This window comes from Blautia sp. KLE_1732_HM_1032 (genome assembly GCF_025147905.1).
Lineage (GTDB): Bacteria > Bacillota > Clostridia > Lachnospirales > Lachnospiraceae > Blautia_A > Blautia_A fusiformis.
The window spans coordinates 2,187,783-2,200,539 of the sequence record NZ_CP102266.1 but is presented as its reverse complement, the minus strand read 5'-3'; the positions used below and the strand labels follow the sequence as shown (position 1 = coordinate 2,200,539).

Sequence of the window (12,757 nt, the reverse complement as noted above, 5' to 3'; positions counted from 1 at the left end):
GCAGGGAGGATTTATGACTGAGAAAAAAGTACCATTATGGGAAAAATATACATTAACGCTATCTGAGGCATCGGAATATTTCAATATTGGGATTAATAAAATTCGTGAATTAATAAAAGAAGAAAGATGTAATTTTGTTATTTATGTCGGAAAAAAAGCAATTATCAAAAGAGTTGCCTTTGAAAAATATTTAGATAGTGTTACATATCTGTAATGTGTGAAAAGTTGATATTTAACAGAGTGTATGATAGGATATAAATGTGAAATTGTTACCTATTATACATTTACTTATATAGAAAAGGAGATGTATCAATGGGAAAAGATTTAAAAGGTAAAGAATTAGGCAAGGGAATCCGTCAAAGAAAAGATGGTAAATATTCAGGCAGATTTGAAGATAGATTTGGAAGGAGAAGAGAAGTATATGGCTCTACACTAAAAGAAGTGAAAAATAAATTGGCTTTAGCAGTCGCAGACAATGAAAGATTGAGAAATGTTGTTGAGCCAAGCACAACACTTGACCAATGGTATGAAAAATGGATGAAAGTATATAAAATTCCTGTTATCAGACTTAATTCTAAAAAACACTATGAAACAGTATATACAAAGCATATTCAGCCATATTTAGGGAATAAGAAATTAACAGATATTTCAAAGTTGATGATAACTGATACTATTAATCAAGTACATGCCAAAGGATATCAGTGGGAAACTTTAAACAAAATAAGGATACTTCTTGTTGATATGCTAAATAGAGCTATGGAAGATGATTATCTCGTAAAGAATCCTGCAAAAGGAGTAAGGCTTCCAGTTAACAGACCACAAAGCGAAGCTAAAGCACTTACAAGAGAAGATCAGACAGATTTCTTTGAATGTAGTGCAGGTACTTTTTATAACAATCTTTTTATAGTTGCCATAAATACTGGATTACGTCCAGGCGAGTTATTTGCACTGACAGAAGATGATATTGACTTTGGAAAAAATGAAATCAAAGTAAATAAGACTCTATTGTATCAAAAACTGGATGGAGATACACAGAAAGAATTTCATATTGATCCACCTAAGACGAAATCAAGTTATAGAACAGTGCCTATTAATTCATTCTGCAAGGAAGCTTTACAGGAACAGATCATACTTCATAAGATTATATGCGATAACTCTCCTTATAAAGGAAAGCTTGATTTTCCAGAGTTGTTATTTACTACAAAATTTGGAACACCATTAAACTCTCAGTTATATCTTCAAGCAATTGGCAGAATAGTAGACGAAATCAATCTTACAAAAGATCCACTGGATGCAATGGAGAAATTTTCAGGGCATACATTTAGACACACATTTGCTACACGCTGTTTTGAAGCAGGAATCCCACCGAAGACAGTACAATCATATCTTGGACACGCTTCTTTACAGATGACTATGGATTTATACACGAGTGTTTTGGATAAGAAGAAAGTTGATGATATGAAACTACTGGAAGATACTATTGGATTAGAGAAAACTAATTCTCCATCAGTAACTAAAAAAATCATTCAATTCGGTGCTTGAAAATGGGGTATATATGGGGTATTATATAAAATATTTGGTGTATAAAATCTCGAAAAGTACCGAGAAATCAACGTTTTGAGAGGTGAAAAGAGTATGACTTTTGATAATTATTACGTATACCAGAGTACTCCGTATGACCTGTACGGGACACCGGATTTCAGGGAAATTTAAGGAATATGAAACCCGCATGGTTGAGCCATTTCCCGAGATTTGACACAAAAAAGTCCGAGGGCGAATAACTTCACGTAAGTTACCGTAATTTCACGTAAGTTTTTACAAAAATGGGGTAAAAATGGCGTAAAGAACAAGAAAAAATGGCGTAGAGAAAATCCTACATATACGATGGAACCTTTTCAGCAAATAACCCATCTGTCGTAGTATATGAGAGACGAATTTCAAGGCTCATGATAAGTCGAGACTGTAGAGGTACAGTTTGCGGACAAGTCATGAGCCTTTTTTTACTTTTTATTCTGAACTTTTATGCCAAATTTTCATATCGTTTATCTGTTATTTATCCAGTATTCACATCTTCACCGGGACTTGCATATATAGCTGCCCTGTGAGTACGTATTTGATCTGTAAAGGGATTGAAAGCGTTAAGACGAGGATTTGTTCGCTTGAAAAATAAAAACGGATTATAGGACGAATTACAAGGCCGAAAAAAGAGCAGATCCCCGATTTAGGAATCTGCCCCTCTATGAAAAGACTAAAGAGAGTTCTTTTTATTTACAGTTTGTTTGATATTGGTAATAATGAAGCCGTTTTTGTTATTGGCTTTTTTTAAATATATTTTGTATGTTCCCATATACCCATAGTTTTTCTTGGTCATCCAATTATAAAAGTAAAGATTATATGTTACTTCGTATGTCTTGGAACCTGTTTTCATGATCTTTTTTACGACACCATTTGGAGAATCTTCGCCCCAGTTACCGCCAGTATAAACAATCTTACCATTCTTATTACAAAGCAAGTAAGAAGGATTTCTAGGGATACCATATTTTGTAAATTTCGTAAATTTTACGGTAGAAGTATTGAAGTAAAGCTTCAGTTGTGGCTGAATTTTTTTCTTTACGTAAGAAATATTTTTCTCCCACAAATTGTAATTTTTCATAGTTACCATGGTTGTTCTGGCGTAATCATCGAATTTGAAATATTGCCTTCTACCACAACAGTAAGCAAAATAACTGTCAAATCCTTCTAACATCTTAGTAACCGATTTGCGGTATGTTTTTGTTACGTCTTTTCTGGTGGCTGCTGATGCTGAGATCGGGAGTGAGAAGATCATGATAACAGACAAAAGAATGATAAGTGATTTTTTGAGCTTCTTTTTCATAGATGTTTCCTCCTTCAATGATTCTTGATATCATAAGAATACTGCAAATGATGAAGGAGAACAAGGTAAAAATAATTTTCTAAGTATCCACCATGTTTCCGGATACACGGCAATACCTCAGATGTTACCCAGCGTTTGAAACGTTTTGCAGATTCAAGTTTACTGCTGAGGATGAGAGAATAGAGACCGGATTCATTGATAATGGTCATTTTCTGGATTCCAGAGGGGGTGTCGTGATTCACGACGCCCTTATCTTCGACATCCACATGACGACTTAATGCATCTCTTGTATTACTATATCCCAACGCCATTGCCACATCTTTTCCCACGAACCAAGGTTCTCCATCTTTCTCAATGCAGCGCAGATTTCCGAATTCTGGATGATTAAAGATTTCGCACTGGGAAGTGGAAGAAGGGGTACAAAAACCAGATACCTGAATTAGGTATAAGGTTTTATATAATTTGCGTACCCTGCCACCAAATTTACTTATTGACCTGCACCGTCGATTTGACAGGTCAGCTTTTTATATATTATAGCATACTTACACATCTTTCCCAAACACCTCACACATCATCTTCACTCCAAGACAGAAGCCGTTTCTGAAATTCTGCTCCAACTCGTCTGTCAGAAGATTAAGGTTCTCATTCATGACCTGATCCAGAGCGGCCGCCTGATCTTCTGTGAGTTGTTCTTTAAGAATATGATAACCATGTAAAGCCTGATCCTTATGTATACGGTACTTGTCCAGGGTGTCCAGTGTGGCTGCACTTACATGTGAGTTGTAAAGCTGATCTATGATATCCATAATGCTATATTCCTCTCTAATACGATTGTTTCTATCTAGTGACAATAATATCATGTTTTCCAGATATACTCAATACAAAAGTTACTAATTAGTCACAGGAGTATATCTTATGCAGTGGATTTTACAGGACGTTCCAATAGGTAGAAATATCCAGAACATACGGATGAAAAAGAACATGACACAGGCTGAAGTCGTAGGTCAGTTACAGTTGATGGGAAGCAGTATGTCCAGAAGTACACTTGCTAATATTGAATCGGGCAGAAGAAACATAAAAGCCAGTGATCTTAAAGCATTGCAGAAATTATTTGCTGTAGACTATGAGGAATTTTTTGAGGACTAAGAGGATAAAATCTTATCTCATAGAACAAAATGAACTAAAAATATCAATACTGATATCTGGTAATAATTACCGAAAATTACGATCCGTTTTTAGACTAATTGCTGAAATATATAAATTTTCTTTACAACTTCAACTAACGGTGCTATGGTTAAAATGATTACAGAAGAAATGTGCTGTAAGCGTACCTTACAAAGTCTTGGAAAATAATTAGTAAATGTATATTCCTTCTTTGCGCTCGTTGAGAAGGTAGTGTATATGCCATGCGGGATATGCCACGTTGAGGATTATTATGCCATGTCATATAGAAGAACACCGCTTGCTAAGGTAAGCAAAAGTAAAAATAAAGTGATTGTTTGATACACAGGTATAGTGTATCTTTTTTTTACACCAAAAAATAAATTCAGAATATTTTTGAAATTAAAATCAGAAAGCACATACAGGACTACTAATACAAAAGGAAGGGAGGTAAACACTTATGATTATGAGTTTTAAAGATGCACAGAATTATAAGGAGTATGCAGATTCTACGGACGACCTGATTAAAAAGTGTGAGGATATTGTTAATAATCTTACTCCTGAAGAGGCAAATGCAAAATGTAATTGTATTATTCAGTTCGGTGATCGTATAATAACAAATAAAGAACATTACGAAGACTATGTGCGATATGTAAAAGATGCTGTAAAAGGAGCAAAACGCCAAACGGAAAGTATGAAAAATTATTATGAACGTTACAGCGTCCCTAAAGCATATATAGAGCTTGAAGAGATGAAGTATATTTATAATCAAATTTGTACTAAATCAGGAACTCCTCCACAGATGGAACAGTTAATAAGAAACACGTATGAGGAGTTTAAATATAGGAACAGTCCTAGTTTGCGAAGGAAGAAAGAAGAGGAAGAACGCAGAATAAAGCAGATGCAGGAGGATGTTAAGAAATATACCAGCCCGGACGAACCAACGGTTGGTTATGCTGAATTAATGAGACGCAAGGCAGCTGCAAATCCTCCTAAGACTTCTTTATCTCAGGATGAGATTAGACGTTTTGATATGATGAGTGAAGAATGGCTGGTGAAATGGTGTCATTTCTCATATAACTGGTATTGGGTTGTACCATGTCTGCTATTATGTATTGTGGCCAACGGAGGACTGATTGCTGCAATCGGATTAATTGTGTTTATGATATGTGGCGAGATATACTCCATGAGAGTACAGGAATACTGCGGCGTGATCTTGCCATGGTACCGGGATTCTGGAAAAACATTGGAGAAGAGGATCATTAATAAGTACATTAAGAAGTAAAAGTAATATAACAAGGGGAGAGAATAATATGGGGAAAATGTCATTTACAGAACTTCAAGAGGAAATATATACTGAAGAACTGAAAAAAATTGAAAAAGAAAGTAATGATTATTACAGTGAATATTTATCTTTAAAGCATAAAGAAGATAGTTATATAGATTGGTATATAACTGTTTCGAATGAATGTATGGATGATGTTCAAAAGAATTCACTTAATAAATATAAACTAATAAAAATGTTAGATAATATGTCTGTGGAAAATGTTGAGAATGGAGAGTTTAAAAATCTGTTAAAATTACATCAAAAAGTAAAGAATACTTTGCAAAAAAAAATAGAAGCTATAGAACATTATGAGAACATGATTGATCTCAACATTCTCCAATTAACAAGAAGGATTACATCACAAAATAGTATGTTAAAAAATATATATGGCAGTACAAAAAAGCAATGAGTGACTTTGAGCATTCGGATAAAGACTATTTATTTTTAGATACTAATATAGGATATCTTATTATTATGAGAAATTTTATAAATTTGAGAGAATGGGAACGTTCAGGAGTTTTAATAACAAATCTAAAAAATTATACGATTACAAATGAAACTGATACAGGTGGTGTTGCTGAAGAATGTTATAGGTTGTATCGAGAGAATCCAGATTGTGAAAAAAGAATATATACCATTATTTCACCAAATGATATATGTAAAAAACTTGACCCCGTCCCATTTCATAAAGTATATCTTTTACATGCTCAAACACAATTTGAATCTTATGGAAGAACAAAAAGTTTTTTAATTATAGGAATGATGATGTGAACATATTTCCAATTTTCCCAGCAATCACACCGATTATTCCGATTGTTACCCTCAAAATTTTTGTCGGTTAGTCTATCGGAAAATCCGTTAAAACACTCAGTTTATTCGTCCTGAGTGGTGTAAAATTCGATCACTGGAATTGAACAGAATCGACCAGAAAATCACCGGAAAGAGCAAACGGCAGCAGGTTGTATTAAGCTTAAGTTATCGTGCAGCTGTTGTTGCTCCGGTAAGGTCGATTCAGAGAGGATGAAAAGAAGGTCAGATCTGTAGAAAGTGCAGGGAAGATCTAGGAGAAATAGCTGTACTAAGTGTGAGATGGAGCTGCGGTGGAGCCGGGACGGAGTTGTGGTGGTGAGAGGACGGATCGGGTTGGATGGTTGGAGTAAAATCTGAGGACTGGAAGATAGAAGAATCCAAGATGAATATTGTTAAATCGGGGCCGAGTTGGATCTGGCAGGTGAGCGGAATGAGATGTGCCTGGTTGGTGATGGATCGGTGGGATTGACAAACTCTTAACATGTGAGCGGGTGTTCATATGTATACATCCACAGAATATGAGTACGATAACCAATTTTTTGAGCTACCATTTGAGCAGAAGATTACAGTATTATTCCTCACTGTAAGTAATTTCTGCTGCCAGATACAAGCTTTTTCAGACTGGATCACATTATCCTTCTACGATCAGGACGGATTAGTATGATCCAGAAATATCCCATATGCAGCTTGTAGCAATTCAAAATTTCATCAGAGATATAATAAAAAAGTTGGCGATTCCCTATATAGAGCAAGGGTTTACGCCAACTTTTCTTCTTCAGAAAAGCTTCAATTTTTGAGCATGGTCAGCACATGACTATGTTAAAAACTTAACACATTAAAATCAATCAGCAGATCATTATAGATTCCAGCCTTAACAGAATCCGTAAAGGAATACTCGTCCATTGTTGATTGTTCAAAATTGTATACAATAATTCTGCTCTTGTCAGGATCAACAATCCAATATTCTTTTACACCTGCCGTTCTGTACTTAAAGAGCTTGGTATAATAATCCATCCGTTTACTTGCAGGAGAAACGATCTCTATAATCCAGTCAGGAGCACCATTGCAGCCCTTATCATTCAGCTTGTTTGGATCACAGATAACAGAGATATCCGGTTCAACATATGTGTTCGTGGATTCATCCAGATAAACTGCAAACGGGGCAGCATAAACTTGGCACTGTCCCTGATGATCTTCAATGTAACGATCAATAATACTGGTGAGCCTTGTTGAAATCCGTTGATGCTTGCGACTAGGCGGAGCCATGTAATAAATCTGTCCGTCAATCAGTTCGGCACGTTCTCCCTCTGGAAGTGCATATATATCTTCTATAGTATAAGTATTTTCTTTGAGTAATGGCATATTTCACACTCCCTTCTTAATAAGTCATGTCCCTGTTCTCATTATAACGGATTGCAGCAAAACATTCAACGCTGATTCGTTTGCTCTATCATCTCAGAGAGCAGTTCCTTCTTATATTTATAGAATGTCTTTCTGGTAATCCCGGCCTGAGTAATGGTTTCCAGATCGTTGAGTGATCCGCCGAACGTTTTGTTATGCTTCAGGATGATTTCTTTTGCTGCTATAGATTTCTTCGTTACAAGCTTTGAACCGGAAGCCTGTCCGATCTGTTTACCAGAAAGTCTTGCTGTCTGCATTCCTTCTTTAGTACGTTGCCTGAGATCCTGAACCTCTTTTTCTGACTGTTCAAAAGCAAGCCGGATCTGTTCTTTGGCAAGCAGGAGCAAATATTTATTGATCCCTTCCAGAATACAGTCAATGTCGGTCCCTGTTGTTGGGATGCCACCTTGCAGCGCACTTTTATAGGTCTCTGTGTTTATGTGTGGTTCCTTCAGGAATACAAGATTAATTCCTTTGCTGAAAAGATCCTCATACATGGTAAAACCTTCTTCTGCATCACGGGACATTCTGGAAACCGAATCAAAGATAATGGTATCACCTGCGTTGAGCTTTTTCAGGAGTTTTTCAAATTCTCTTCGTCCCTGAAATTTCGTTCCGGTAAAAACTTCTCGGATGATCTCAGACTGTGGATATGCAGCAAGGATATTCCTGATCTGCCTTTCAATGCTTTGCTGTGGTGTGCTGATTCTTGCGTAACCAAAATATCTGTTCATGATGTTCCCTTCCTGTAGTAAATTTAAGGCTCCCTTAAAATGACACTGTAATAAGACTGCCTTGGAGCCTGAAATGGTAATGGTTTTACTACTTTTTGCATACTACCTTACTTTTACTACTAATTTGTCAGCAGATGTTTACGGAATTTATGCCATGCACGGTTATAAACCTGTCGAGCTGTTTCTGTTGGCTTCGCTTCCTGTTCAGCCTGAGAAATGATCTGGTCAATGGTTGGCTCCGGTATACAGAAATCAATCATCAGCTTTCTGAGATCTTTTTTCCAGATGGGACAAGCTGTATAAGGTCTGTTTTCCGCAAGTATGTAGTTCCTCATAATTGATACCGCCTTTCTGATAGATTCTATTGCCTTGGAAATCCTGCTGCCAGAGAGTGAACCCGGCAGCAGGAGAGAAGATTATAATTCTTTCAATGGGATGCTGATATCTTTGCATACAAACTCATAGGTGCTTTTTCTCTGAACACTGATAAGAGCAGTATCTTTCTGAGCGTCAGGATCAAGTGCAATGTGAATAATATAATTGTATGGTCTGCTGATAAAAGGATCTCCGGTTTCGTTTTCTTTGCGTTCCAGTATCAAAAGAAGATCATCAACAAATGTATTCATGCGTGACTGTTTGCTCCATGGCACACGTTCTGAGACCTGCAAGATTACATTCCATGTATCTTCCGCCATAACGATTGCCCCGAATTGCTCCATGTCACCGACAAGAGTTCTTACAACCTCGATTTTCTTAGTTTCTGTATTATAGTGTTTCCAACTCATAGTGTAGTAGGAAGAAAACATGAATTAATATGGTAATGGCTTTTCTAATTGGACTCGGAGTGGCTTTTTCTGTTGGACTCAGATTGGTTGTTTCTGCTGGTCTTAGGTTGGCTGTTTCAAGCGGACTTTAACACTGAAAAACATTCCTACAAAATGTAGGAATAAATGCAATGTTTATGGTATGAAATGCGGCTGGTCTTTTGCATTTATTTTGATACAATCATTATATAAAAGACATGGAACTGAAATAAGAATTCTTGGTTACTGTTCATTGGTAATATTCTGCGTAGCGTGTTACTGAGAACGGAATGGACAGTAACAATTCTTGATGCAGGCCAGAATATGTTAACGGGAGGATAAATAGTATGATAATCATAGGTGAAAAAATCAATGGATCCATCCCCTCTGTGGCGGAGGCGATCGCAAACAGAGATGCAGAATTCATCAAGCAGCGGGCACTTGCTCAGGCAAACTCAGGAGCAAGCTATATCGATTGTTGCGCATCTGTTCCGGAAGCAGAAGAAGTAGAAACCTTGAAATGGATGATCGACTGTATTCAGGAAGTGACAGATCTTCCGATTTCCGTAGACAGTCCCAGCGCAGATGTTCTTACAGAAGCTTACAAATTCTGCAGAAAACCGGGTATTTTTAACTCTGTATCCGGTGAAGGGGATAAGATCGATAAGATTTTTCCTCTTATGGCACAGCCTGAAAATAAAGGGTGGCAGGTTATCGCACTTCTAAGCGATGATACAGGTATCCCCAAAAGTGCGGAAGACAGGCTGAAGGTATTTGACAAGATCATGGCAAAAGCGAAAGAGTACGGAATTTCACCGGATCGTATCCATATTGATCCATTGGTTGAGATGCTCTGTACATCTGAAGATGGTATTGCGATGAACGTGGAAGTAATTTCAAGTGTCCGTAAACAGTATCCAATGATCCACATTACAGCGGCGATCAGCAACATTTCCTTCAATCTGCCGGTACGTAAGCTTATCAATTTCGGATTTGTGGTACTTGCAATGAATGCCGGCCTTGACAGTGCGATCATGGATCCTACAAACAGAGATATGCTTGGACTTGTATATGCAACAGAGGCATTGCTTGGTCTGGATGATTACTGTATGGAATACATCGGAGCATACAGAGAAGGTCTGATCGGACCTGTAAAAAAATAAATAAAACGCATATGCGGAATGCGGATAAAAAGCGGAGGTGTTTGATTATGTCAAAAATCACAGAAGTAGCAGAATTGGTAGAAAAAGGAAAAGCAAAACTTGTAGGTGCAGCTGTACAGTCAGCTCTTGATGAAGGCTGTGAGGCAACAGAGATTCTTAACAGCATGATCGATGCAATGGCTGTTGTAGGTGAAAGATTTAAGAACGGAGAAATCTTTGTTCCGGAAATGCTGGTAGCAGCCCGTGCAATGAAAAAGGGTGTTGAGGTTCTGAAACCACATCTTGCATCCGGCGCTACAGGAAGTATGGGAAAACTTATCATCGCTACTGTAGCAGGAGATCTTCATGATATCGGAAAGAATCTTGTTGCGATGATGATCGAAAGTGCCGGCTTTGAAGTTATTGATCTCGGTGTTGATGTACCTGCATCGAAGGTTATTGAATGTTACAAAGAAAATCCGGATGTTAAGGTAATTGCACTTTCAGCGCTGCTCACAACTACAATGCCGGCTCTGAAAGATACAGTTGCAGCACTTAATGCGGAAGATTTCAGAAGCAATGTTAAGATCATGGTTGGAGGAGCACCGATCACGAAGGAGTTTGCAGATGAGATCGGCGCAGATGGATATTCAGAAGATGCAGCAAGCGCAGCAGTTCTTGCAAAAGCTTTGGCAGCATAAGGGAAAATAAAACGGGCCGCTCTGTATTGTCTGTGCATGGCATAGACGGCAGAGCGGCTTTTGCTTTACAGTGACCATCGGAGGGATGAAAATGTACCGAATAAAATTTATCAGGGAGGAAAAGGAGATCCTGGTGGAACCGGGTACCAGGATCCTTGAGGCGGAAAGAAAAGCAAAGCTGGTTCCTGATGCACCCTGCGGAGGCCGGGGAAAGTGCGGGAAATGTCGTGTTAAAATAGAAGATCACATGGTGCTTGCATGTCAGACGGAAATCCATAGTGACCTTGAAGTAGATACATTGTCCGGATGCCAGGAAGAGGAGATCCTTACAGAAGGAATGCAGAGACCGGTTGCGTTCAGGCCTGATCTGAAACAGAAAAAAGTGATTCTTAAGAAACCGGAGACAGGAGACAACCGCTCTGAATGGGAGCGGCTGACAGAACAGCTGGATGTGGAAAAACCTGTTCTGCCTGATACTGAAATTGCATCGAAGCTTTACGGCTGCAGAAAAGAAGCAGAAGAATGGTATGTGATCTGTGCAGGAAATGAGATCCTGGATATCAGCAGAGAAGAGAAAAAAATCTGTTTTGCGGCTTTTGATATAGGTACCACGACGGTGGTCGGCTATCTTATGGATGCATTGACCGGGAAGCAGCTGGCTCTCAAGAGCAGAATGAACCCACAGACTCAGTATGGCGCAGATGTGATCATGCGGGCGGATCATGCTCTGGAGCATGGCGTAGAGCAGCTGACCGGCTGCATACGGAATGCGGTTGATGAAATGCTCCAGGAACTGGCAGAGGAAGCAGGAAGAAGCACATTAGATATCTGTCAGGTATCTGTGGTAGGAAATACCTGCATGCATCATCTTTTTCTTGGGATTTCTCCGGCATCGCTGGTCCATGCACCGTATAATCCGGCGATCAGTCAGGGGCTTACACTGAATGCAGAGCAATATGGGCTCCATATCCACAGAAAGGGGCAGCTGCTTATGCTGCCTGATATAGCCGGGTATGTAGGGGCAGATACCTGTGGCTGCATTTTGGCGCTCAGACAGGATCAGCAGAACGAGATCAGCCTTATGATCGATATTGGAACGAACGGGGAGATGGTCCTTGGAAATAAAACGAGATTAGCCTGCTGTTCAACAGCTGCCGGTCCGGCATTTGAAGGTGCAAAGATCGAGTGCGGGATGCGTGGAGGAGCAGGAGCAGTAGATCATGTAGTATACAAAGATGGAAAATGGGAATACACGACTATAGGAAATAAGGCTCCGGCAGGCTTATGCGGTTCAGGTCTGATCGATCTTGTGGCACAGCTGTACCTGGCTGGCTTTATTGATGAAAGTGGTCATCTGGAAAGCGGCCAGGAAAAGGCGGGAGTGTTTGTGCTGGTACCTCCGGAAAAGTCGGGAAATGACAGGGGCGTTTATCTGACACAGAAGGATATCGGAGAGGTACAGCTGGCAAAAGCGGCTATCGCAGCGGGAATCTTTCTTCTTATGAAAAGACTGGAGATCACAGAAAAGGATATTAAACGGGTCTATCTTGCCGGTGCATTCGGCAATTACATGAATCCGGAAAGTGCGGCAGCGATCGGGATGTTTCCGGCCGGACTGCTGCCCAGGATACAGCCGGTGGGAAATGCGGCAGGCGAAGGTGCCAGGATCGCACTCCTGAATGAAGAGGAAAGAAAAGAAATGGATCGGACTGTCAAAAATATGGATTTTGTGGAGCTGGCAGCTTCGCCGGAGTTCCAGGACTGTTTTGTGGATGGCTTATGCTTTCCGTAATGCGAGGAGAA

Annotated in this window: 16 protein-coding genes; 9 read left to right on the top strand and 7 right to left on the bottom strand. The window is 39.1% G+C overall.

Going from position 1 to position 12,757, the window contains the following annotated elements; genetic code table 11:
* The first annotated feature begins 13 nt into the window (after positions 1-13).
* A complete protein-coding gene (locus tag NQ489_RS10560) occupies positions 14-214 on the top strand; it encodes an excisionase (protein WP_021650861.1) in 201 nt (66 codons plus the stop codon).
* A 98-nt stretch (positions 215-312) separates the two neighbouring features.
* Positions 313-1,542 carry a tyrosine-type recombinase/integrase gene (locus NQ489_RS10555; RefSeq protein WP_021650860.1) on the top strand — a complete coding sequence of 410 codons (1,230 nt, stop codon included), beginning with the start codon at positions 313-315 and terminating at the stop codon, positions 1,540-1,542.
* A gap of 706 nt (positions 1,543-2,248) precedes the next feature.
* Here the strand turns inward: NQ489_RS10555 and NQ489_RS10550 are convergent.
* From NQ489_RS10550 to NQ489_RS10540, 3 genes are all read right to left on the bottom strand, one after another.
* Positions 2,249-2,875 carry a hypothetical protein gene (locus tag NQ489_RS10550; protein ID WP_022426063.1) on the bottom strand — a complete coding sequence of 209 codons (627 nt, stop codon included), beginning with the start codon at positions 2,873-2,875 and terminating at the stop codon, positions 2,249-2,251.
* A gap of 14 nt (positions 2,876-2,889) precedes the next feature.
* The gene (locus tag NQ489_RS10545; RefSeq protein ID WP_021650858.1) at positions 2,890-3,204 is read right to left on the bottom strand and encodes a BRO-N domain-containing protein; all 315 of its coding nucleotides are present in this window, start codon (positions 3,202-3,204) and stop codon (positions 2,890-2,892) included.
* 213 nt (positions 3,205-3,417) lie between these two features.
* Positions 3,418-3,681 (bottom strand): DUF6809 family protein, encoded by a 264-nt coding sequence (locus NQ489_RS10540; protein ID WP_044961076.1) that lies wholly within the window; start codon positions 3,679-3,681, stop codon positions 3,418-3,420.
* A 109-nt stretch (positions 3,682-3,790) separates the two neighbouring features.
* On the opposite strand from NQ489_RS10540, the gene NQ489_RS10535 reads away from it, so the two are divergent.
* The 4 genes from NQ489_RS10535 (at position 3,791) to NQ489_RS10520 (ending at position 6,134) form a co-directional block, all read left to right on the top strand.
* Complete coding sequence (locus tag NQ489_RS10535) at positions 3,791-4,021, top strand: helix-turn-helix domain-containing protein (protein ID WP_021650856.1); 231 nt, start codon at positions 3,791-3,793, stop codon at positions 4,019-4,021.
* Positions 4,022-4,496: 475 nt separating this feature from the next.
* Positions 4,497-5,321, top strand: a complete 825-nt coding sequence (locus tag NQ489_RS10530) for a hypothetical protein (RefSeq protein WP_021650855.1) — start codon at positions 4,497-4,499, stop codon at positions 5,319-5,321.
* 28 nt (positions 5,322-5,349) lie between these two features.
* Positions 5,350-5,772, top strand: coding sequence for a hypothetical protein (locus tag NQ489_RS10525; protein WP_021650854.1), 423 nt, complete (start codon positions 5,350-5,352; stop codon positions 5,770-5,772).
* On the top strand, positions 5,769-6,134 hold the full coding sequence (locus NQ489_RS10520) for a hypothetical protein (protein ID WP_021650853.1): 366 nt from the start codon (positions 5,769-5,771) through the stop codon (positions 6,132-6,134). Before NQ489_RS10525 ends, NQ489_RS10520 begins: the two co-directional genes overlap by 4 nt.
* Positions 6,135-6,992: 858 nt before the next feature.
* Here the strand turns inward: NQ489_RS10520 and NQ489_RS10515 are convergent.
* From NQ489_RS10515 to NQ489_RS10500, 4 genes are all read right to left on the bottom strand, one after another.
* Positions 6,993-7,535 (bottom strand): Uma2 family endonuclease, encoded by a 543-nt coding sequence (locus tag NQ489_RS10515; protein WP_015525854.1) that lies wholly within the window; start codon positions 7,533-7,535, stop codon positions 6,993-6,995.
* A gap of 65 nt (positions 7,536-7,600) precedes the next feature.
* Positions 7,601-8,308 carry a recombinase family protein gene (locus tag NQ489_RS10510; RefSeq protein ID WP_021650850.1) on the bottom strand — a complete coding sequence of 236 codons (708 nt, stop codon included), beginning with the start codon at positions 8,306-8,308 and terminating at the stop codon, positions 7,601-7,603.
* 119 nt (positions 8,309-8,427) lie between these two features.
* Positions 8,428-8,643 carry a hypothetical protein gene (locus NQ489_RS10505; protein ID WP_015525856.1) on the bottom strand — a complete coding sequence of 72 codons (216 nt, stop codon included), beginning with the start codon at positions 8,641-8,643 and terminating at the stop codon, positions 8,428-8,430.
* Positions 8,644-8,724: 81 nt separating this feature from the next.
* The gene (locus tag NQ489_RS10500; protein WP_156906905.1) at positions 8,725-9,003 is read right to left on the bottom strand and encodes a hypothetical protein; all 279 of its coding nucleotides are present in this window, start codon (positions 9,001-9,003) and stop codon (positions 8,725-8,727) included.
* A 455-nt stretch (positions 9,004-9,458) separates the two neighbouring features.
* Between NQ489_RS10500 and NQ489_RS10495 the strand changes: the two genes are divergently transcribed.
* From NQ489_RS10495 to NQ489_RS10485, 3 genes are all read left to right on the top strand, one after another.
* Positions 9,459-10,274, top strand: coding sequence for a methyltetrahydrofolate cobalamin methyltransferase (locus tag NQ489_RS10495; protein ID WP_021650848.1), 816 nt, complete (start codon positions 9,459-9,461; stop codon positions 10,272-10,274).
* A 47-nt stretch (positions 10,275-10,321) separates the two neighbouring features.
* The gene (locus tag NQ489_RS10490; protein ID WP_015524728.1) at positions 10,322-10,954 is read left to right on the top strand and encodes a corrinoid protein; all 633 of its coding nucleotides are present in this window, start codon (positions 10,322-10,324) and stop codon (positions 10,952-10,954) included.
* Positions 10,955-11,045: 91 nt separating this feature from the next.
* Complete coding sequence (locus NQ489_RS10485; RefSeq protein WP_227945516.1) at positions 11,046-12,746, top strand: ASKHA domain-containing protein; 1,701 nt, start codon at positions 11,046-11,048, stop codon at positions 12,744-12,746.
* Positions 12,747-12,757: the final 11 nt, after the last annotated feature.

Coding starts and splice junctions, on each gene's coding strand:
- NQ489_RS10560 (WP_021650861.1), top strand. CDS start 14: ATGACTGAGAAAAAAGTACCATTATGGGAAAAATATACATTAACGCTA.
- NQ489_RS10555 (WP_021650860.1), top strand. CDS start 313: ATGGGAAAAGATTTAAAAGGTAAAGAATTAGGCAAGGGAATCCGTCAA.
- NQ489_RS10550 (WP_022426063.1), bottom strand. CDS start 2,875: ATGAAAAAGAAGCTCAAAAAATCACTTATCATTCTTTTGTCTGTTATC.
- NQ489_RS10540 (WP_044961076.1), bottom strand. CDS start 3,681: ATGGATATCATAGATCAGCTTTACAACTCACATGTAAGTGCAGCCACA.
- NQ489_RS10535 (WP_021650856.1), top strand. CDS start 3,791: ATGCAGTGGATTTTACAGGACGTTCCAATAGGTAGAAATATCCAGAAC.
- NQ489_RS10530 (WP_021650855.1), top strand. CDS start 4,497: ATGATTATGAGTTTTAAAGATGCACAGAATTATAAGGAGTATGCAGAT.
- NQ489_RS10525 (WP_021650854.1), top strand. CDS start 5,350: ATGGGGAAAATGTCATTTACAGAACTTCAAGAGGAAATATATACTGAA.
- NQ489_RS10520 (WP_021650853.1), top strand. CDS start 5,769: ATGAGTGACTTTGAGCATTCGGATAAAGACTATTTATTTTTAGATACT.
- NQ489_RS10515 (WP_015525854.1), bottom strand. CDS start 7,535: ATGCCATTACTCAAAGAAAATACTTATACTATAGAAGATATATATGCA.
- NQ489_RS10510 (WP_021650850.1), bottom strand. CDS start 8,308: ATGAACAGATATTTTGGTTACGCAAGAATCAGCACACCACAGCAAAGC.
- NQ489_RS10505 (WP_015525856.1), bottom strand. CDS start 8,643: ATGAGGAACTACATACTTGCGGAAAACAGACCTTATACAGCTTGTCCC.
- NQ489_RS10500 (WP_156906905.1), bottom strand. CDS start 9,003: ATGGCGGAAGATACATGGAATGTAATCTTGCAGGTCTCAGAACGTGTG.
- NQ489_RS10495 (WP_021650848.1), top strand. CDS start 9,459: ATGATAATCATAGGTGAAAAAATCAATGGATCCATCCCCTCTGTGGCG.
- NQ489_RS10490 (WP_015524728.1), top strand. CDS start 10,322: ATGTCAAAAATCACAGAAGTAGCAGAATTGGTAGAAAAAGGAAAAGCA.
- NQ489_RS10485 (WP_227945516.1), top strand. CDS start 11,046: ATGTACCGAATAAAATTTATCAGGGAGGAAAAGGAGATCCTGGTGGAA.